The sequence below is a fragment of the Shewanella sp. K8 genome, assembly GCF_028823715.1.
In the GTDB taxonomy this organism is placed as follows: domain Bacteria; phylum Pseudomonadota; class Gammaproteobacteria; order Enterobacterales; family Shewanellaceae; genus Shewanella; species Shewanella algae.
Map to the genome: position 1 here is coordinate 34,822 of NZ_JAPEHY010000035.1, position 18,789 is coordinate 53,610.

An 18,789-nucleotide genomic window follows, 5' to 3' on the forward strand; every position below is an offset into this window, starting at 1 on the left:
ATTTGTGGGTTCATTTAGCCGTTCTATACCAGATAAAAATTCGTTAAAAGTGGGTTTATATTCTTCCCACCGGGTTCAAGAAGTTCAATAATTAACTGCCTCCTTGCTCGCTGTCAAGCCTATATTTCTCAGCATCAGTTGAAAATTTCGGCTTAAAGTGCTGATTTGCACCATTCAAGCCTTGGTGATCTAAAGCTAAATAGATGAATAAAATCTTGCCGATAGCATCATTTTTTGTGCCAAAAATGATAAAAAATAGTTATTATCTCAACACGGTTTCGCTCGGAAAAACTCACCTTCACTCAGCGGAGAAAAAATGGATTTTCGCCTCTTGGCACTGAGCTTGCTCCTGTGGTCATTTTCTTGTGTGCTTTGGGCCGCGGAGCGGTTGGACACACTGGCCAACACCCTCTATCAATATCCTACGCTGGCGCTGACCCAAATCAACGAGCTTGAGCGTCAGGCCTCAGAGTTGAGCCAGGCTCAAGTGCTGAGATTACAGTTATTTAAATGTGAAGCACTACTGCAATTAGGAGACAACGGCGCCGCCATCAATCTGGCCGAACTGGGAGAAGCCAGAGCCAAGCAGCTAAGGCTGGAACAGGCAGACAGTTATTTTCAAATTTGCCGCGCCGATGCCTATGCCAATTTCGACGATCTGAAACAATCACTGCTGTTACTCGACGGCGCCATTGAGCAGGCCAAACGCCACAACCAACCCCAGGCTCTGGTCAACGCCCTGAGACTCAAGGGCCAGCTGGAAAACGACCTTGGCAACTATGGCACCGCCATCGAAGATCTGCGTCTGGCGCTGGACATCTACCCGGATATCAGCAGTCAAAATCCGTCCTGGCTATGGCCACCTCTGGCCTATGTTTACGGCGACATGGCCAGCCTGATGTATTCCACCGGCGACCTGCGCCAAGCGGCCTACTATCTCAAGTTGGCACTGGACACAGATGAAGCCAAAGGCAAGGTTCGCCATGTGCTGTTATTGATGGCCGCCAGAGTCGCGCTGGCGCAGGAGGATATGGCCCAAGCCGACAGCCTGCTGAAACAGTCCAAAATACTGCTGCCCGAGATAGGCTCACCGCTGGAGCTTGCCAACAGTTACAGCCAGATAGCCGTGATAGAACTCGCCAGGGGCAGAACCGAGATTGCCGACGAGTTAGTGGGTATTGCCCTGCAGACCTATGAAAAACAAGGCAAAGTAAACAACTATATGCGTGCTACCCGGCTATTGGCCAGGGTACGTCTCGCCCAGCGCAACGACGATGAAGGCATAAGGCTGTTGATGCAGGCGGCGCAACAGGCCGAGCAGCTGCAACTGGCCGATGAAGTGGCCTATACCCAACAGCTTATCAGTGACTATTACGCCGAAAGAGCAGAGTTCAAACCGGCATACGAGGCGATGAAACTGGCGGCCCAGGCCGCAGCCGAGGCCCAAAAGCAGCTCAACAATACCCGCTTTATGCAATACAAGGCCAGGCTCAGCCAGCAAGAGCAGTTGCAGGTAGAAACCCAGCAGAACATTCGTCTTGCCAGTGCCGATCAGCGCTCCAAACTGAGCCAGGCCTACGGCACCATCTCTGTGCTGGCACTCGCCATCATAGGTGCGCTGATCTGGTTGGTCAGTCGCCGTAACCGCTGGCAACAACCGAGTACCGAGGCACTGGAAAAACTGCCTGCGGCCCAGCAGCTGGATGCCATGCTCAGCAGCGCCAAGAAGGGCAACTACCCCTTGAGTCTGTTGTTGCTGAGTACCAGCCATATACGTCAGGTGGATCTTTCCGCCCTGCAGCGGGCGCTGGAACAGAAGCTCAGAGAGCAAGACAGACTGCTGCGCTACAGTATGGATGAGATGGTGATCCTGCTGCCCTACACCTCGGTCCAGGGCGCCTTGCAGGTCAGCGAGCAACTCAAGCCGATAGTGCAGAGCTGGCAAGTGGCTCATGCCGTGCGCATTGGAGTGGCCTCGCTGCAGCAGCCCGATACCCTGGATAGCCTGGTGAAGCGTGCCGGCGTCAATCAACTCAGTCAGCAAAAAGCCGCCGAGCGACATCAGTCACCGGCGAGATAAGCCTCTATCTCGTCGAGGAACTGATCGCCAAAGCGGGCCAACTTGCGCTCACCAACACCATTGACCGCCAACATCTCGCCCTGGCTGGTAGGCAAAATCGCCGCCATTTCCGCCAGGGTTGCATCGTTGAATACCAGATAGGGCGGTACGTCCTGCTCTTCGGCTATGCTGCGCCTTAACTGCTTGAGGCGGGCAAACAGCTTGCGATCGTAGTTGAGTGGCGCCTTGCTGCTGACGTTGCGCCTGCGGGTAACATGCAAGTCAATTCTGGGTTCGGCCAACATCAGTGCAACTTCGCCCCTGAGCACAGGCCTGGCGGCCGGATTCAGGCGAATACTCGATCCGCGGGTAATATCCTGGCTCGCCAGCCCCAAATGGATAAGCTGTCTGGTCACACTGAGCCAGTGTTCATGGCTCTTGTCTTTGCCGACACCCCAGGTGGATAACTTGTCGTGCCCCCGGTCAACCACAGCGGCCGATTTGGAGCCTCTGAGCACCTCAATCAGCTGGTTCATGCCAAACTTTTGCCCCAAGCGATATATACAGGACAGCACCTTCTGTGCATCCTCGGTGCCGTTGTAGCGTTTGGGCGGATCCAGGCAGATGTCACAGTTGCCGCAGGGCTCCAGCGCGGGCTCATCGAAGTAGTGCAGCAACACCTGGCGGCGGCAGGTCTGGGCTTCGGCAAAGGCCGCCATGGTATTGAGTTTATGCAGTTCCACCTGTTGCTGCGGCCCGGGTTCACCCTGCTCAATCAGGTGGCGCACCCGGCCGATATCGGCGGGCTCGAACAGCATAAAGGCTTCGGCCTCAAGACCATCTCGCCCGGCGCGGCCGGTTTCCTGATAGTAGGCCTCTATGCTCTTGGGCAGATCATAATGCACCACAAAACGCACGTTGGACTTGTTGATCCCCATGCCGAAGGCGACCGTAGCCACCACTATATCCAACTGTTCCTTGAGAAATCTGTCCTGAACACTGGCGCGCTCGTCGCTGCTCATACCGGCATGATAGCCTTCGGCGGCATAGCCCTGTAACCGTAGCCTTTCGGCCACTTCATCGACCCGGCGGCGGCTGGAGCAATAAACAATTCCGGCGGCGCCGTTCTGCGCGGCGATAAACTGGCGCAATTGATTGGCGGCGTTGAGCTTTTCCGCCACTGTGTAGCGAATATTCGGCCTATCAAAGCTGGAAAGAAGCACATAGGGGGCGATATTGAGCCGCTGGCAGATATCATCCCGGGTCGCCTTGTCGGCGGTGGCGGTCAGCGCCATCACAGGCACGCCGGGAAACAGCTGTTTCAGGCGGCCAAGCTGGGCATATTCGGGGCGAAAATCATGGCCCCACTGGCTGATACAGTGCGCCTCATCCACGGCAAACATCGATAGCGGCAGGGATTGCAACCGTTCAATAAATTCATGTTGCAGCAAGCGCTCCGGCGAGACATACAACAGGCGGATCTCCCCCTGATGCAACTGGCGCAGCACCTTGAGGCTCTGCTCCCTGGGCAAGGATGAGTTGAGATAAGCAGCATTGACCCCTGTCTGCAGCAGGCTGTCGACCTGATCTTTCATCAGGGAGATCAGCGGCGAAACCACCAGGGTCAGCCCTGGCATCAACAATGCGGGCAGTTGGTAACACAGACTCTTGCCGCCGCCGGTGGGCATGATCACCATGCAGTCTTCCCCGGCCATCACACGTTCAATCACCTGGCGCTGCCCTTCACGGAAAGTGCGGTAGCCAAATACCTGCTGCAAGGCTTGCTGCATAGGGTCTTGGGGATGATTTAGGCTCTCGGGAGCGATACTCAGCGGCTGATCCATGACTGTCTGTGTCCAAAGAAGAGGCCGCTATTCTAAATGAAGCCAACACCAGAGTGCCAGCCAAGAGGGGATTTTTCCGCCCGGACTAGGCAAACGGCCATATTAGCGTTAGATTGATTGCTCTAAAAAACAACAACAGCAGGAAGCCCTATGAGCCAGGACATTCAAGCCGAGGTACTCGCCAAGGTAGCAGAAGTATTTGATAAACATGTGCCTTTTCACAATCTTCTCGGCCTTGGGATCCGCCGATACGACGCCTCTGGTGTCGAAGTGGAGATCAAAATGAAGCCGGAGCTAATCGGCAACATACATCAAAAAATACTCCATGGCGGGGTTACCGCAACCGTGCTGGATGTGGTTGGCGGCCTAACGGCATTCTCCGGCTTAGTTATCAGTCGCGACAACTGGACAGTGGAGCAGCTGCAACAGCGACTGCAAACCCTGAGCACCATAGATCTCAGGATCGACTATCTGCGCCCCGGCTGGGGAGAAGTCTTCAGCGGCACAGGAACAGTGATCCGTGCCGGCAACAGGGTCTCTGTCTGTCGAATGGAGCTGCATAATGAAAAAGGCAGCCATATCGCTTTTGGTACAGGGACTTACATGGTCGGCTGAGTAGCTGTTTAAAACCTAAACACTGAATCTGTTGTCGATAACTTGAGCCGAGGGGCTTTGCCCCCTACAATCGCCCTTCTCTCCTTTTCGTCATTGTGTAGTACCTATGCCTGAAACCGAATACCGCAAGGGGGTCATTCTCGCCCTTTGCGCCTATATTTTTTGGGGCTTTGCGCCGCTGTACTTCAAGTTGTTGCATCATGTCTCGGCCCCCGAGATCCTGCTGCACCGCATCATCTGGTCCTTCGTCTTTATGGGGATCCTGATGCAGTTTATCGGTGGTTTCGGACAGCTCAGGCTGTTGCTCAAGCGCCCGAAACAGTTGGCGGTACTGCTGCTGACTTCGATTCTTATCGCTGGCAACTGGCTGCTGTTTATCTGGGCGGTCAACAATGATCATATGCTGGATGCTAGCCTGGGCTACTTTATCAACCCGCTGTTCAATGTGTTGCTCGGCATGCTGTTTCTGGGGGAGCGGCTCGGGAGACTACAATGGGTGGCGGTAACGCTTGCCGCTGCCGGGGTGGTGATCCAGCTGGTTTCTTTCGGCTCGATTCCGCTGGTATCCCTGGGGCTCGCAGCCTCCTTCGGTTTCTACGCTCTGCTGCGCAAGAAGGTCAATGTCGACGCCAAGACTGGCCTTTTGGTCGAAACTGCAGTGTTAATGCCGGCAGCGCTGGGCTTTTTACTGCTGGGCACCGGTGAAGCCGGCGCCAATATGCTCAGCAACAGTTGGGATCTCAACCTGCTGCTGATGGCCGCCGGTATCATCACCACCATCCCCTTGCTGTGCTTTGCCGGTGCAGCAGTGCGGATCCCGCTGATCATGCTGGGCTTCTTCCAGTACATAGGCCCAAGCATCATGTTTATCATGGCAGTGACCCTGTTCGATGAACCCTTCGATATCGAAAAGAGTATTACCTTCGGCTTTATTTGGGCCGCCCTGGTGTTGTTTACTTTGGATATGCTGCGAAAACGCTCTCGCAGGTAACAAATACAACCGGCCCGGATGGAGTTTCCGGGCCGGTTGGCAATATTCAACGTTTATCCCGGCAGGTTCTGCCCCAGCCCTTTAAGCAAACTCTCCGCCTCGGGCATACTCAGCAGCAGGCTGTAACCAAGGTCGGTCGGCAGTAACAAGACGCTGTCTTTTTCCGTCAGAGCCACAAACGCTTTGCTGCCATCGTTGAGCCGATACCACCCCAGGGTGTAACCGGGCAGGCCTATGCCCTGGGTACGCATGCCAAGCTTGGGGCCGTTGGCATCGCCGAGATTAATCACTTTCGCCTCTGAGATACGCAGATGCTCTGGAGCCAGGCTCTGGCCGTAGAATGGCACCTCGACCACCAGGCTTTGAGCCGTCAATTCCACCTTGGATGCCTGCGCCTGCCAAAATACCCACACAGATCCCGCCAGTGTTACCAACAGCAAACCCGAGGCGGCGCTCTTGGCCGTTGCCGGCATCTTCCGAATGCGGATCAGCAGCAAGATGGCCGCCAACATCAGTATCAAGGCGATAAAACTGCCACTGGCGATGCCGGTCAATGGCGCCAACTCGTAACTTCCACTGTTCATCTCTTGCTCCTTAATGGATAGGCATAAGTGGGCTTAGCTTAGGAGCTAAAGACATAATATGTCAACAAATGGAATATACCTGCTTACAAAAAGCCCCGCTGAGCGGGGCTGGTTTTTACAGGTCAAGCGCCAAAATTTTGGAGCGACGCTGGTAGTTATAGAGCTGCTTCTTCTTATTCGGCAAGGCATCTACCTCCACCAGCTCAAAGCCGTGTTCCAGGAACCAGTGAATGCTGCGGGTCGTCAACGCAAACAGCCTGGAATAACCACGCACCTTGGCCTGGCCTATGATGTTCTGCAACAGCAGGCTACCGCGATCGGCGTCGCGATAGTCAGGATGCACCACCAGACAGGCAAACTCGCCGGCGTTGTCCTCTTCAAAGGGATAGAGCGCCGCGCAGCCTATCACCAGGCCATCACGCTCAATCAGCATAAACTGCTCTATTTCTATCTCCAGTTGCTCGCGGGAGCGACGCACCAGGATCCCCTGCTCTTCCAGCGGGCGGATCAGGTTGAGTATGCCGCCAATATCAGCAATGGATGCGCGCCGCAAGCGCTCGGCACTCTCTGTGACTATCTGGGTACCTATGCCCTCACGGGAGAAGAGTTCCTGCAACAGGGCACCATCTTCCAGATAGCTGACCAGATGGCAGCGGGGCACGCCACTGCGACAGGCATCAATACTGGCCTTGAGAAACGCCATGGTGCCGACACAGCCTTCACCCTGGCCGGCCAGTTTATCGAGAATTTTTTGAGCATCGTTGGGCATCAGCTCGGCAATCACATCACCGTTGCGATCCAAAATACCATTCTGGGAGCTGAAGCCTATCATCTTGTCGGCCTTGAGCTTGATAGCCACCTGAGTCGCCACTTCTTCGGCGGTGAGGTTAAAGCTCTCGCCGGTGACTGAAGCCGCTATCGGCCCCATCAGGATGATGCAGTTGTTTTCCATCTGCCGTTTGAGTCCCTGAACATCGATACGACGCACCTTGCCTGAGAGGCAATAGTCAATACCATTATCGACCCCCAAAGGCTGGGCGATGACAAAGTTACCGCTGACCACGTTGATCTGCGCGCCCTGCATCGGCGTGTTCGACAGGCTCATGGACAACCTGGCTGTAATATCAAACTGCAAAGAACCGGCTACCTGCTTAATGACCTTGAGAGTGGCTTCATCGGTGATCCGCACGCCTTGATGGTAGGCAGGCTCAATCTGATTGTTAGCCAAGGCTTCGTCTATCTGTGGCCGGGCGCCATAGACCAATACCACCTTGATCCCCAGGCTATGCAGCAGAGCAACATCATTGATGATGGAGCGAAACTTAGGCTGAGCCAACGCCTCGCCCCCCAACATCACAACAAATGTCTTGCCCCTGTGAGCATTGACATAGGGAGCAGAATGACGAAAACCATCAACCAATTCTGTGGTACGCACCTTGGGATTTACCTCACACTCGTTAAAGCCGACATAAAATGAATGCCACCCCCGTGGCACGGACAACATAGTAATGCATTTAAATTCACTTAAAAAGAATTTATTTGCACAAATACTTATTTTAAATCTCTAACTATTCACATGAAGGGTAAGCCATATCCAGCGTCTTCCCCCCTGAGACTCAAACCGAGTAAATATTCGCCGCTGCGGTTCAAGTGATTGCATAGAAAGGTATAGCAGGGATCTGTTTAGAAAGTATGAATCCACCTGAACCGCAGAAGGCCAGCAGCCGGATTCTTACGCGGAATAACTCAGGACTAAAGTGGATTGGAGGTAGGACTAAAGTGGATTGAAGGTGATAGAGGCAGCTTGGTGACAAAGGAGATAAGCTTAAGGGCAACGAGAGCCAAACCGGCTCGACTACGGCCGCGGCGGCCAAATTCAAATCAAAAAAAAGCCCCTGCGAGAGGGGCTTTCCAAGAATTCAAATACCAAGTGAATTACTTGATTTTGGCTTCTTTGTAGATAACGTGCTGACGAACTACGGGATCAAACTTTTTGATCTCCATTTTCTCAGGCATGTTACGCTTGTTCTTGTCGGTAGTGTAGAAGTGACCAGTCTTGGCGCTTGAAACCAGCTTGATCTTCTCACGATTGCCTTTAGCTTTAGCCATTTTCTATTACACCTTCTCGCCACGGGCACGAAGTTCAGCAACAACGACTTCGATACCTTTCTTGTCGATAATGCGCATACCCTTGGTAGAAACGCGCAATTGTACGAAACGCTTTTCGTCTTCTAACCAGAAACGGTGGTTCTGCAGGTTAGGTAAAAAACGACGACGAGTTGCGTTTTTTGCGTGCGAACGGTTGTTACCAACCATTGGTCGCTTGCCAGTAACTTGGCATACTCTTGACATGTCAATCTTCTCCAAAAAACAATTTTAACGCTCGAGCATTAATGTGCCTCGTATGGCCGTCGCCCGAGGCACAAAGAGGGCGCATGTTATACAGGATAACTGAGGAAAGATCAAGCGATGGATCAATCCATCCATCCGCGTTCTGCGAAGGAAACTATCTCGCAATCCCCTACAACCATATGATCCAGAAGTGAAACATCTATGGTTGCGAGCGCACATTTCAACCGCTCAGTAATTCGCCTGTCAGCCTGGCTGGGCTCAGCCACGCCGGACGGGTGATTATGGCAAACTATGACCGCCGCGGCCTGTTTTTCCAGCACCAGCCTAACCACCTCTCGTGGATAGACGGATGCAGAGTCCAGGGTGCCATGGAATAACTCCACGAATTGGATCACTCGGTGCTGGCTGTCCAGCAACAGAATCGCAAACACCTCGGTGGCACGGTCCGCTAATTGTCTCATTAAATAGTCGCGAGTCAAATCAGGATTTGTCAAAACCGCCCCTCTTTGCAGCTTTTCCCGGGAAATTCGCCTCGAAAGTTCGGCAGCAGCCTGCAATTGGGTATATTTTACCGGCCCCATTCCCGGAATTCGAGCAACCTGATTCAGCGGTGCCACCAAGAGTTGCCGCAGTGAACCGAATGCCGCGAGCAAATCTCTGGCCAACTCGACCGCACTCTGCCCCGCCAGGCCGTTACGCAGTAATACTGCCAGTAACTCGGCATCACTCAGGCCCTTGGCTCCCTGCTGCAGCAGCTTTTCCCTCGGTCCCTCGCCCGTTGGCCAGTCTCTGATCCCCATCCTTGGCTCCCGTCCCTGTGCCCTATACTTTGTTTCAATTATGGTCGAGATTTTTGAAGCTGCATCCTGCCAAGTCGGGGGAGCTTTGTGATATCTTAGCCGCCAATTACCATCAGTTGATTGTCTCTATGAGCCTGAAGCATAAAAAAATCCTCTTGGGGATTGGCGGTGGCATTGCCGCCTACAAGAGTGCCGAACTGGTGCGGCGTCTGCAGGACAGAGGTGCCGAAGTCAGGGTCGTCATGAGCCAGAGCGCCATGGAATTCATCACCCCGCTGACCTTGCAGGCGTTATCCGGCCATCCAGTGGCCTCAGATCTGCTGGATCCTGCGGCCGAGGCAGCCATGGGGCATATCGAGTTGGCCCGCTGGGCCGATCTGGTTATCATTGCCCCCGCTACCGCCAACCTGTTGGCCCGTATTCGTGCCGGTATGGCCGATGAACTGATCACCACCATCTGCCTGGCAACGGCGGCTAAGGTGATGCTCTGCCCGGCGATGAACCAACAGATGTACCAAAACGTAGCGACTCAGGAGAACCTCAAGGTGCTGGCCGAGCGCGGCTATGGTATCTGGGGCCCGGATAGCGGCAGCCAAGCCTGTGGTGAAGTCGGCCCGGGGCGTATGCTGGAACCCAATGATATCGCCAAGCGAGCCGCCGCTTGCTTTGAGCAGCAGCTTTTGGCCGGCCAAAAGCTGCTGCTCACCGCCGGACCGACCCGTGAAGCGATAGATCCTGTGCGTTATATCTCCAACCACAGCTCTGGCAAGATGGGGTTTGCACTGGCCACTGCGGCGGCGCAGATGGGCGCCGAAGTGACTCTGGTCAGCGGCCCGGTTAATTTAGCTACCCCGGCAGGGGTGACCCGAGTCGATGTGCAATCGGCCAAAGAGATGCTCGATGCCGTGATGCAAAGGGTTGAACAGCAGGATATTTTTATTGGCTGCGCCGCAGTGGCAGACTATCGTGTCGCCGATGTCGCCGAAGCCAAGATAAAAAAATCTTCCGAAACCATGGCATTGGCGCTGGTGCGTAACCCGGATATTCTGGCAACGGTCGCCAGCCATCCTATCCGGCCCTTTACCGTGGGTTTTGCGGCAGAAACCCATGAGGTGGAGACCTATGCGCGTGACAAGCTCAAGCGCAAGAAACTCGATATGATTGCCGCCAACGATGTGTCTGTTCCGGGTCAGGGTTTCAACGCCGACCGGAATGCCCTGAAAGTATTTTCTGCAACAGGTTGTGATGAACTGCCGGCCACCGACAAGTTGAGCCTGGCCAAACAGTTGCTGATCCTGATAGCGAAGCATAAAAACAACTCATGAAAACACCCATAGAACTGAAAATTCTCGACTCGCGTATTGGCAGTGAATTTCCGCTGCCAAGCTATGCGACCCCAGGCAGTGCCGGCATGGATCTACGCGCCATGCTGGACACCAGCATCACCATAGCCCCGGGTGAAACTGTATTGATCCCGACCGGAATTGCGGTTCATGTGGCCGACCCTTCTCTGGCGGCGGTGATCCTGCCCCGCTCGGGTCTGGGCCACAAAAACGGCATAGTACTCGGCAACCTGGTCGGCCTGATCGACTCTGACTATCAGGGCCCGCTGATGGTTTCCTGCTGGAACCGCAGCCAGACACCTTTCACCCTGGAGATAGGTGACCGCTTGGCCCAATTGGTGTTTGTGCCCGTCGTTCAAGCCCAGTTCAAACTGGTGGATGAATTTGACACCTCGGACAGAGGCGAAGGTGGCTTCGGCCATTCAGGCACTCAATAATTCCTGCCACTGACAGAGCGAAACATGGCTGTAAAAGAAAAAATCAATCGTCGTGAACACATACTCCAATCCCTTGCCAGAATGCTGGAAACCAATCCGGGGCAAAGGATTACCACCGCCAAGCTGGCCTCGGAAGTTGGCGTGTCGGAAGCGGCGCTCTATCGCCACTTTCCCAGCAAGGCGCGGATGTTTGAAGGCCTGATTGAGTTTATTGAAGACTCTCTGCTGTCACGCATCAACCTCATCATGGATGAGGAGAAAGACACCATGAAACGCTGCCAACAGGCACTGCAGCTGTTATTGGTGTTTGCCGAGCGCAACCCAGGGATCTCCCGGGTACTGAGCGGTGATGCCCTGCTGGGCGAAAATGAGCGTCTCAGAGAAAGGATCAACCTGTTGTTTGCCAAGTTGGAAACCCATCTGAAGCAGATCCTGCGGGAAAAATCCCTGCGAGAAGGGCAAAAATTCGCCCTGGATGAAGCCATTCTGGCAAACCTGCTGTTGGCCGTGGCCGAAGGCCGTATTGCCCAGTTTGTTCGCAGTGAATTCAAGCTCAAGCCAACGGCTCACTTCGAGGAGCAGTGGCAGTTTATTCAAAGCCAGTTATTACAGAGCTGAGCCCTCTATTTTCGGGATCAAGGACGGTAAAAACCGTCCTTTTTTTATGGATTTAGCCTTGTCCAAACCCAAGCATTTCATTAACATCAAACAAACATAAACCGCCAATAATAAATACAAGGATGTCAAATGAAGTTCCAACCTTTGTTGGCTAGCACGTTACTGCTGGCACCCACTCTCGCTTTGGCCCAGAGCAATCAAGCACCCACGCCGGCAGAAATTTTCAGCCAGGGTGCGCAATACACCAATGTCAAAATCTCCCCCTCAGGTGACTATCTCAGCGTGATCATGAATCACGAAGGAAAAGATAAGCTACTGATCCTGAATACTGAAGATCTCAGTGCCAAGCACATTGTTTATTTCCCGGGCAACGCCCAAGTGGGCAGTTATTCCTGGGTCAACGATGAACGTGTCGTGGTCGCCAAGGAATACCTCAAGGGCTGGGATGATCGCCCGCTCTACTATGGTGAGTTGATGGCGGTGAATGCCGATGGCTCCAAGGCCGCCTATCTGTTCGGTTACAATTCGGGCCAGCAGCAAACCGGTTCCCACCTGAAGAAAAACACCGCTATCCAGGCCACTGCCTATGTACTCGATCCCCTGCCGGATGATGACCGCTACATGTTGGTCAACGCCATCCCCTGGAACGGCGGTCGCAGCCTGGATTATGAACAGTTGCAGGATGTCTATCAGGTTGATGTCTACCGCGGCACCCGCAAGAAAATCACCCGCTCTCCCATAGGTATGGCCAGCTTCATGACAGATGATGACGGTGAAGTGCGCTTTGTTGCCGGTCAGGACAGAAGCAACAACACCCGTATTTTCTACCGTAACGACGGCGAATGGATTGACACAGACAAGCTGAACATAGGTTTGAAGGACTTTACCCCTATCTCCTTTACCGAAGATCCCAACAGTGTCTATGCCTCCGCCTCCCTGGCCGGTGAGCCCAAGGCCGTGTATCGGGTCAACCTGAAAACCGGTGAAAAGCAGCAGATAGTCAGTGATGCCAGAGTCGAGCCGGACAACTTCTGGATCAACGGCCAGAACAAACAGCTCTACGCGGTGGAATTTGCCAACGGTTACCCAACCTACGCCTTTGTTGACTCTGAAGATCAGCATGCTGTGTATCTGAAGCAACTGCTGGCCAGCCTGCCGGGGCACCAGGTACGCATCGTCAGCGAGACCCGTAACGCCGACAAGATGGTCATTCTGGCCTTCAACGACCGCAACCCGGGCGACTACTATCTGTTTGACACCAAAGCGGTCAAACTCAGACACCTGCTGCGCACCATGGGAAGCATAGATCCGGCCAAAATGGCCGAAGTGAAACCCATGGATATCAAGGTGCGTGACGGCATGACAATTCAAGCCTACCTGACCTTGCCACCCGGCAAAGATCCCAAACAGTTGCCTCTGGTGGTCAACCCGCACGGCGGCCCACACTATGTCAGGGATAGCTGGGGCTTTGATCCTCAAAACCAGATGCTGGCCAATCAGGGCATAGCCGTACTGCAGGTTAACTTCCGCGGTTCGGGTGGTTACGGCGAAGCCTTCCAGCAAGCGGGCTACCGCAAGTGGGGCAGTGAAATTCAGTACGACATCATAGACGCCACCCGCCATCTGATAGAGCAAGGCATAGTGGACAAGAAGCGCATCTGTATCGTCGGCGGCAGCTTTGGCGGCTACAGCGCGCTGCAAAGCTCGGTCATGGAGCCGGATCTGTTCAAGTGCGCCATCGGCTTTGCCGGGGTGTACGACCTGGAAATGATGTTTAAAGAAGGTGACGTGCAGGAACGTGACTCGGGGACCAGCTACCTGCGAACTGTGCTTGGTCAGGATCAGGCCGTGCTGCGTGCCATGTCGCCCACTCGCAACGTCGACAAGCTCAAGGCCAATCTGCTGCTTGTGCACGGTGGCAATGATGAGCGCGCTCCGATAGAGCAGTTTGAAGCCCTGGAAGATGCGCTCAAGAAGCGTAACTACCCCTACCAGAAAATCATCATGGATGATGAGGGCCACGGTTTCTACGATGAAAGCCACAGAGCCATCTATTATCAGAAAATGCTAAACTTCCTGAAGCAGAATCTGGGCGTTTAAGTTTAACAGCCGTAAACCAAGCCGCTCTCCAGGGAGCGGCTTTTTTCGTGCTATGGGGCTTTTCTGGTATGAATTTACAGCAAATAGCGGTATCCTCCGCTTCCCGCAGATAAATGTGAAAAGCGTCACAGCTTGCGCGGACAGTAACAAACGGAAGGCACTGGCTTGGCGCCTATCCGCCGGAGGAAAACAATGGCATTGAGTGAAGCAGCTTTGATGGTTCAGACCGCGCTCCTGGAGCGAGGACTCGAGACCCCCATGGTACCCTGTGGCTTGTCGGCCGAGGAGCGCAAGGAAAAAATAGAGGCCCATATGAAGGCCATTTTGACCTTGATGTCGCTGGATTTGAGCGACGACAGCCTGATGGATACGCCGAAACGTATCGCCAAGATGTATGTCGACGAAATTTTCTCCGGCCTCGACTATGCCAACTTCCCCAAGATCACTGTTATCGACAACAAGATGGGCTTCGATGAAATGGTGCGGGTGCAGGACATCAGCCTCACCAGCACCTGTGAGCACCATCTGGTGACCATAGATGGCACTGCTACTGTGGCCTATCTGCCGCGGAAGAAGATCATCGGCCTGTCGAAGATCAACCGCATAGTGCGTTTCTTTGCCCAGCGGCCACAGGTGCAGGAGCGCCTGACCCAGCAAGTACTGGTTGCGTTGCAGACCCTGCTGGAAACCAAAGATGTGGCGGTAAAAATGGATGCGGTGCATTACTGCGTTAAATCCCGCGGTGTGATGGATTCCACCAGCTCCACCACCACTACGGCTCTTGGCGGCGTATTCAAGTCCAACCCGGCCACCCGCGCCGAGTTTCTGCATCAGGCCAAATAGCCTCTCCGCCATAAAAAACGCTGCCAAGGCAGCGTTTTTTATGGACTGTACAGAAAGTTACTCAAGCTTCTGTAAGAGCCGATATCTATCCTGGACGGCATTAAATACCGTACTGTTCACGATAGGCGCTAACGGCGGCCAACTCCTGCTCCATCCCCGGTTTCTCGGCCAAGTAGGCAATCAAATCGGCCAGCTTGATGATGGCCACTATCTGGCAACCAAAGTCGCGCTCCACTTCCTGAATGGCAGACAGTTCGCCCTTGCCCTTCTCCTGACGGTCGAGGGCAATCAATACCCCGGCCAGAGTCGCGCCATTGGCCTGAATGATCTCCATGGACTCGCGAATAGCGGTACCTGCGGTGATCACATCATCCACCAACATCACCTTACCCTTGAGCTCGCTGCCAACCAGATTGCCGCCTTCGCCGTGGTCTTTCTTCTCTTTGCGGTTAAAGCAGTAAGGAATATCCAGATCATGGTGTTCGGCCAAGGCTACAGCCGTGGTTGTGGCGATGGGGATCCCCTTGTAGGCCGGGCCAAACAGGAGATCGTAATCGATACCGGCATCCACCAACGCAGCAGCATAAAAACGGCCCAGGCGGGCCAGATCCCGGCCAGTGTTAAACAGACCGGCATTGAAGAAGTATGGGCTCTTGCGGCCGGACTTCAGGGTAAACTCACCGAATCTCAACACCTGACGCTCAAGGGCAAATTCAATAAACTCGCGCTGATAGGCTTTCACGATCTCTCCTCTTGTGATTATGGGTAAGCCCTTAAGGCTCACGGGTACGAACAAGTACTCTCTGGAGTACGAAAAAAAGGACCCTCATGGGGTCCTTAAAAAAACTTAACTCAATGCAGCCTTCTGCACATCGATAATCTCACGAATGCCATGCTTGGCCAGCTCCAGCAGACTCAGCAACTCTTCATGGCTGAACGGCTCGCCTTCGGCGGTGCCCTGTATCTCGATGATCTTGCCGGTTTCTGTCATCACCACATTCATATCGGTTTCGGCGGCGCTGTCTTCGATATATTCCAGGTCACAGATAGGCTCACCTTCAAAAATCCCCACGCTCACGGCGGCGATCAGGAATTTGAGCGGATTGGCCTTGAGAATACCCTTGGCACGAGCCCAATTAAGCGCATCCACCAGAGCCACACAGGCACCAGTGATGGCCGCAGTGCGGGTACCGCCGTCGGCCTGAATCACATCACAGTCGATCACTATGGTGTTTTCACCCAGCAGCTTCATATCCACAGCAGCGCGCAAAGCACGGCCGATGAGGCGCTGAATTTCCTGGGTACGACCAGACTGCTTGCCTCGGGCCGCTTCGCGATCCATACGGCTATGGGTAGAACGGGGCAACATGCCATATTCTGCCGTCACCCAACCTTGGCCCTGGCCTTTGAGAAATCTCGGCACCCCTTCGGTAAAACTGGCGGTACAGAGTACTTTGGTATCGCCGAACTCGACCAGCACAGAACCTTCCGCATGGGCGGTAAACTGGCGAGTGATTGAAATGGGGCGGGTTTGAGCCGGAGTTCTGTTGCTGGGACGCATAATGAATTCCTGTATTTTGTCGTCTGGACTGAATTGGCTGCATATTATAGGGCCTTGCGGCGCTTGACGCCATGGCGGATCCGTATCGAACCGACAAAGTGTATACACTTCACTTTAACCCCGGGGGCAAGCTGTCTATAATCCTCTGCTACACCCGTCTTCAAGCAACTGGAATATCTGATGATCCACAGCATGACCGCCTACGCCCGTATCGAGCATAAAGCCGACTGGGGCACAGCCTCCTGGGAAATCCGCTCAGTCAACCAGAGATATCTGGAAACCTATCTGCGCCTGCCGGAACAGTTCCGCAGCCTGGAGCCTGTGCTGCGAGACAGACTGCGCAAGCGTCTCAATCGCGGTAAGGTAGAAGTCAACCTGCGCTACGAGCTGAGCGATCAACAAGGTACCCAGCTGAATATGAATCAGGACTTGGCACTGCAACTGTTGCAGGCCGCCAACTGGGTAAAACAGCAAGCCGGCCAAGGTGAGCTCAACCCGGTGGATATTCTGCGCTGGCCAGGGGTCATGTCCTCATCCGAGCAAGACATGGATGCCATTGCCGCCGAACTGCTCAAAGCCTTCGACTGCGCCGTCGATCAGTTTATCGAAGCCCGCGGCCGTGAAGGCAGCGCCATCAAAGAGATGCTGCTGACCCGCCTGGATGCCGTTGAAGCCCAGATCGCCATAGTCCGCGAGCACATGCCCAAGGTGATGGAATGGCAAAGGGAAAAACTCAGTAACCGCCTGGCCGAAATCCAGGGCGAACTGGACCCGGCCAGACTGGAACAGGAAATGGTATTGCTGGCCCAAAAACAGGACGTGGCCGAAGAGATGGACCGCCTTGAAGCCCACGTGGCCGAAGCCCGCCGGATCCTCAACAAGGGTGGCAGCGAAGGCCGCAGACTGGACTTCATGATGCAAGAGTTCAACCGCGAATCCAACACCCTGGCCTCCAAGTCAATCAGCAGCGAAATCACCGCCGCCGCAGTCGAGCTTAAAGTGCTGATTGAGCAGATGAGAGAGCAGATCCAGAACGTGGAATAGAATCCACCCGAGTCAAATATTTACATTAACCACTTGTTTTTAATGGACTATAAGTTAAACACCGTCTATTAGCGTCCAATATTACCCACCAACCTCCACAGCCAATTGGTGGGTAAAATGGTGGGTAAATAGGACTTAACAGAATAGTGAGATGGTGGGTAAAATGATGAGCAGTCAACTTCACCCACCACGGCTGATACAGTGCAAAGGGAGGTCGCCACAATGGGCTCACTGACGGTAAAGGAAATTGAAACAAAACTGAGGCAATCAGCTATTGGCCGCCATGCCGATGGCGATGGGCTCTATCTGGTGATCCCAAAGTCTGGTGACCCATACTGGATGCTGAGATACAGTTATGCAGGCAAACGCAAGGAAATGACGCTCGCCAAGTATAGCGATCTCAAACTTGCTGATGCTCGCCTGAAAGCTGCAGAGCAGATGAAGCAAGTACGATTAGGTAGTGACCCGATACAGGTAAAGCGCCAAGCTGCCCAGACCAGAGTAGACACTGTGCAGGACCTGTTTGATGATTGGTACTCAGGGTTAGAAAAACGCCTTAAACACCCCGAGATCCCACTCAGGATATTCTCAAAGGACATCGCGCCTAAAATTGGAAAAATCCCACTTAATGATGTAACCCCCATGGATATCAGAGATATTCTGAGAAAGATTACCGAAAGTGGTCGTCCAACCATTGCCAACGATGCGCTGATGTACTGCAAACAGCTTTTTAATCACGGCATCAAACTTGGCTTAATTGCCTTCAATCCGGCCAGCGCCTTTTCGGTAACCGATGCTGGTGGTATTGAAAAAAGTAAGGATCGAGCCTTAACCATTGAAGAATTAAAGCAATTCTTTAAAGTTGCTCGTGAAAATAACAACAGCTTCAGCCGTGAAAACTATCTCGCTTGTGCATTGCTGGTTACATTGGGCATTAGGAAGTCTGAATTGGCTGAAGCGCCTTGGAAGGAATTTGATTTAGAAAAGCAGGTGTGGAACTTATCGAAAGAACGCAGTAAATCAGGAGTGGGGATAACGATTCCATTACCTGAAATAGTGATGACCTGGATACAGGAATTAAAGGTAAGAGCTTGTGGTTCTGAATATGTGTTCCCTAGCCGACGTTCAAGTAAAAATCCATACATGGGTAAAGACACCTTAAACAGAGCGATTACCAAGCTCTTCGGGCATGAAGCTGGCAAGAAGACACAACCACCAAACCTAATGGGAGAAATCCCACACTTCACCGTACATGATCTCAGACGCACCTGCCGTAGCTTGCTAGCGAGACAAGGCACTTCCGGGGATGTGGCCGAACGTTGCCTAAATCACAAACTCAAAGGGGTTGAAGGTATCTACAACCGGCACGACTACTTGGAGGAACGGCGTGAAGCGATGACCACGCTTTCCGAAACCGTTGCCAGGTTCGTCAATTAGCACTGCCATTCTCTCCCTTAAGGATGTCCGCGCCGATGTAAAACTGGCCCACTAACGCCGACTTAAAATTGACCCACCTGAGGCAAACTATCCATTCGTTGGACAAAACGGCGGATTATGGTCAATCAGGAGCAATTAGTGGACGTACACGTTTTACACCA

At 53.5% G+C, this 18,789-nt stretch carries 18 protein-coding genes; 10 read left to right on the forward strand and 8 right to left on the reverse strand.

The genetic code is table 11. The annotated features are described in order from the left end of the window. Positions 1–316 precede the first annotated feature (316 nt). On the forward strand, positions 317–2,080 hold the full coding sequence (locus ON072_RS17045; protein ID WP_261752979.1) for a diguanylate cyclase domain-containing protein: 1,764 nt from the start codon (positions 317–319) through the stop codon (positions 2,078–2,080). On the opposite strand, the gene recQ is transcribed toward ON072_RS17045, so the two are convergent. Beyond that, the gene (gene recQ, locus ON072_RS17050) at positions 2,062–3,849 is read right to left on the reverse strand and encodes a DNA helicase RecQ (protein ID WP_372239372.1); all 1,788 of its coding nucleotides are present in this window, start codon (positions 3,847–3,849) and stop codon (positions 2,062–2,064) included. The genes ON072_RS17045 and recQ overlap by 19 nt on opposite strands. Before the next feature lie 204 nt (positions 3,850–4,053). Here recQ and ON072_RS17055 point away from each other — a divergent pair, with 204 nt between their 5' ends. Continuing rightward, positions 4,054–4,518 carry a thioesterase family protein gene (locus ON072_RS17055; protein ID WP_025888143.1) on the forward strand — a complete coding sequence of 155 codons (465 nt, stop codon included), beginning with the start codon at positions 4,054–4,056 and terminating at the stop codon, positions 4,516–4,518. A 106-nt stretch (positions 4,519–4,624) separates the two neighbouring features. Further along, positions 4,625–5,509, forward strand: a complete 885-nt coding sequence (gene rarD / locus ON072_RS17060; protein WP_144379700.1) for an EamA family transporter RarD — start codon at positions 4,625–4,627, stop codon at positions 5,507–5,509. A gap of 53 nt (positions 5,510–5,562) precedes the next feature. Here rarD and ON072_RS17065 read toward each other — a convergent pair whose 3' ends face one another. From ON072_RS17065 to radC, 5 genes are all read right to left on the reverse strand, one after another. Next, complete coding sequence (locus ON072_RS17065; RefSeq protein WP_144379699.1) at positions 5,563–6,093, reverse strand: PH domain-containing protein; 531 nt, start codon at positions 6,091–6,093, stop codon at positions 5,563–5,565. A 115-nt stretch (positions 6,094–6,208) separates the two neighbouring features. Next, entirely contained in the window at positions 6,209–7,528 is a 1,320-nt protein-coding gene (gene argA, locus ON072_RS17070) for an amino-acid N-acetyltransferase (RefSeq protein ID WP_028781111.1), read from the reverse strand. A gap of 500 nt (positions 7,529–8,028) precedes the next feature. Next, the gene (rpmG, locus tag ON072_RS17075) at positions 8,029–8,202 is read right to left on the reverse strand and encodes a 50S ribosomal protein L33 (RefSeq protein ID WP_025010872.1); all 174 of its coding nucleotides are present in this window, start codon (positions 8,200–8,202) and stop codon (positions 8,029–8,031) included. A gap of 6 nt (positions 8,203–8,208) precedes the next feature. Continuing rightward, entirely contained in the window at positions 8,209–8,445 is a 237-nt protein-coding gene (gene rpmB / locus ON072_RS17080; RefSeq protein WP_028769274.1) for a 50S ribosomal protein L28, read from the reverse strand. Between the two features lie 122 nt (positions 8,446–8,567). Beyond that, entirely contained in the window at positions 8,568–9,245 is a 678-nt protein-coding gene (radC, locus tag ON072_RS17085; protein ID WP_093983855.1) for a RadC family protein, read from the reverse strand. Between the two features lie 128 nt (positions 9,246–9,373). On the opposite strand from radC, the gene coaBC reads away from it, so the two are divergent. From coaBC to folE, 5 genes are all read left to right on the forward strand, one after another. After that, positions 9,374–10,570, forward strand: coding sequence for a bifunctional phosphopantothenoylcysteine decarboxylase/phosphopantothenate--cysteine ligase CoaBC (gene coaBC / locus ON072_RS17090; RefSeq protein WP_261752988.1), 1,197 nt, complete (start codon positions 9,374–9,376; stop codon positions 10,568–10,570). Then, positions 10,567–11,025: a dUTP diphosphatase gene (dut, locus tag ON072_RS17095; protein WP_025888140.1), complete on the forward strand. Its 459-nt coding sequence runs from the start codon at positions 10,567–10,569 to the stop codon at positions 11,023–11,025. The genes coaBC and dut overlap by 4 nt, the downstream gene beginning before the upstream one ends. Before the next feature lie 24 nt (positions 11,026–11,049). After that, positions 11,050–11,643 (forward strand): nucleoid occlusion factor SlmA, encoded by a 594-nt coding sequence (gene slmA, locus ON072_RS17100; RefSeq protein WP_025010868.1) that lies wholly within the window; start codon positions 11,050–11,052, stop codon positions 11,641–11,643. A gap of 129 nt (positions 11,644–11,772) precedes the next feature. Next, positions 11,773–13,743 carry an alpha/beta hydrolase family protein gene (locus ON072_RS17105; RefSeq protein WP_144379698.1) on the forward strand — a complete coding sequence of 657 codons (1,971 nt, stop codon included), beginning with the start codon at positions 11,773–11,775 and terminating at the stop codon, positions 13,741–13,743. Positions 13,744–13,935: 192 nt separating this feature from the next. Then, entirely contained in the window at positions 13,936–14,586 is a 651-nt protein-coding gene (gene folE / locus ON072_RS17110) for a GTP cyclohydrolase I FolE (RefSeq protein WP_025010867.1), read from the forward strand. A 100-nt stretch (positions 14,587–14,686) separates the two neighbouring features. On the opposite strand, the gene pyrE is transcribed toward folE, so the two are convergent. Together pyrE and rph are read right to left on the reverse strand one after the other, a co-directional pair. After that, on the reverse strand, positions 14,687–15,328 hold the full coding sequence (gene pyrE / locus ON072_RS17115; protein WP_025010866.1) for an orotate phosphoribosyltransferase: 642 nt from the start codon (positions 15,326–15,328) through the stop codon (positions 14,687–14,689). A 105-nt stretch (positions 15,329–15,433) separates the two neighbouring features. After that, entirely contained in the window at positions 15,434–16,147 is a 714-nt protein-coding gene (gene rph / locus ON072_RS17120) for a ribonuclease PH (RefSeq protein WP_025010865.1), read from the reverse strand. A gap of 180 nt (positions 16,148–16,327) precedes the next feature. Here rph and ON072_RS17125 point away from each other — a divergent pair, with 180 nt between their 5' ends. Both ON072_RS17125 and ON072_RS17130 read left to right on the forward strand, forming a co-directional pair. Continuing rightward, positions 16,328–17,191: a YicC/YloC family endoribonuclease gene (locus ON072_RS17125; RefSeq protein ID WP_144379697.1), complete on the forward strand. Its 864-nt coding sequence runs from the start codon at positions 16,328–16,330 to the stop codon at positions 17,189–17,191. A gap of 222 nt (positions 17,192–17,413) precedes the next feature. Next, positions 17,414–18,628 (forward strand): tyrosine-type recombinase/integrase, encoded by a 1,215-nt coding sequence (locus tag ON072_RS17130; protein ID WP_274626111.1) that lies wholly within the window; start codon positions 17,414–17,416, stop codon positions 18,626–18,628. Positions 18,629–18,789: the final 161 nt, after the last annotated feature.

Bases quoted from the DNA above. Each gene is read 5' to 3' on its own strand.
- slmA (WP_025010868.1), top strand. From the start codon at position 11,050: ATGGCTGTAAAAGAAAAAATCAATCGTCGTGAACACATACTCCAATCC.
- rarD (WP_144379700.1), top strand. From the start codon at position 4,625: ATGCCTGAAACCGAATACCGCAAGGGGGTCATTCTCGCCCTTTGCGCC.
- ON072_RS17065 (WP_144379699.1), bottom strand. From the start codon at position 6,093: ATGAACAGTGGAAGTTACGAGTTGGCGCCATTGACCGGCATCGCCAGT.
- rpmG (WP_025010872.1), bottom strand. From the start codon at position 8,202: ATGGCTAAAGCTAAAGGCAATCGTGAGAAGATCAAGCTGGTTTCAAGC.
- dut (WP_025888140.1), top strand. From the start codon at position 10,567: ATGAAAACACCCATAGAACTGAAAATTCTCGACTCGCGTATTGGCAGT.
- ON072_RS17105 (WP_144379698.1), top strand. From the start codon at position 11,773: ATGAAGTTCCAACCTTTGTTGGCTAGCACGTTACTGCTGGCACCCACT.
- rpmB (WP_028769274.1), bottom strand. From the start codon at position 8,445: ATGTCAAGAGTATGCCAAGTTACTGGCAAGCGACCAATGGTTGGTAAC.
- coaBC (WP_261752988.1), top strand. From the start codon at position 9,374: ATGAGCCTGAAGCATAAAAAAATCCTCTTGGGGATTGGCGGTGGCATT.
- ON072_RS17055 (WP_025888143.1), top strand. From the start codon at position 4,054: ATGAGCCAGGACATTCAAGCCGAGGTACTCGCCAAGGTAGCAGAAGTA.
- radC (WP_093983855.1), bottom strand. From the start codon at position 9,245: ATGGGGATCAGAGACTGGCCAACGGGCGAGGGACCGAGGGAAAAGCTG.
- ON072_RS17125 (WP_144379697.1), top strand. From the start codon at position 16,328: ATGATCCACAGCATGACCGCCTACGCCCGTATCGAGCATAAAGCCGAC.
- folE (WP_025010867.1), top strand. From the start codon at position 13,936: ATGGCATTGAGTGAAGCAGCTTTGATGGTTCAGACCGCGCTCCTGGAG.
- ON072_RS17130 (WP_274626111.1), top strand. From the start codon at position 17,414: ATGGGCTCACTGACGGTAAAGGAAATTGAAACAAAACTGAGGCAATCA.
- rph (WP_025010865.1), bottom strand. From the start codon at position 16,147: ATGCGTCCCAGCAACAGAACTCCGGCTCAAACCCGCCCCATTTCAATC.
- recQ (WP_372239372.1), bottom strand. From the start codon at position 3,849: ATGCAGCAAGCCTTGCAGCAGGTATTTGGCTACCGCACTTTCCGTGAA.
- ON072_RS17045 (WP_261752979.1), top strand. From the start codon at position 317: ATGGATTTTCGCCTCTTGGCACTGAGCTTGCTCCTGTGGTCATTTTCT.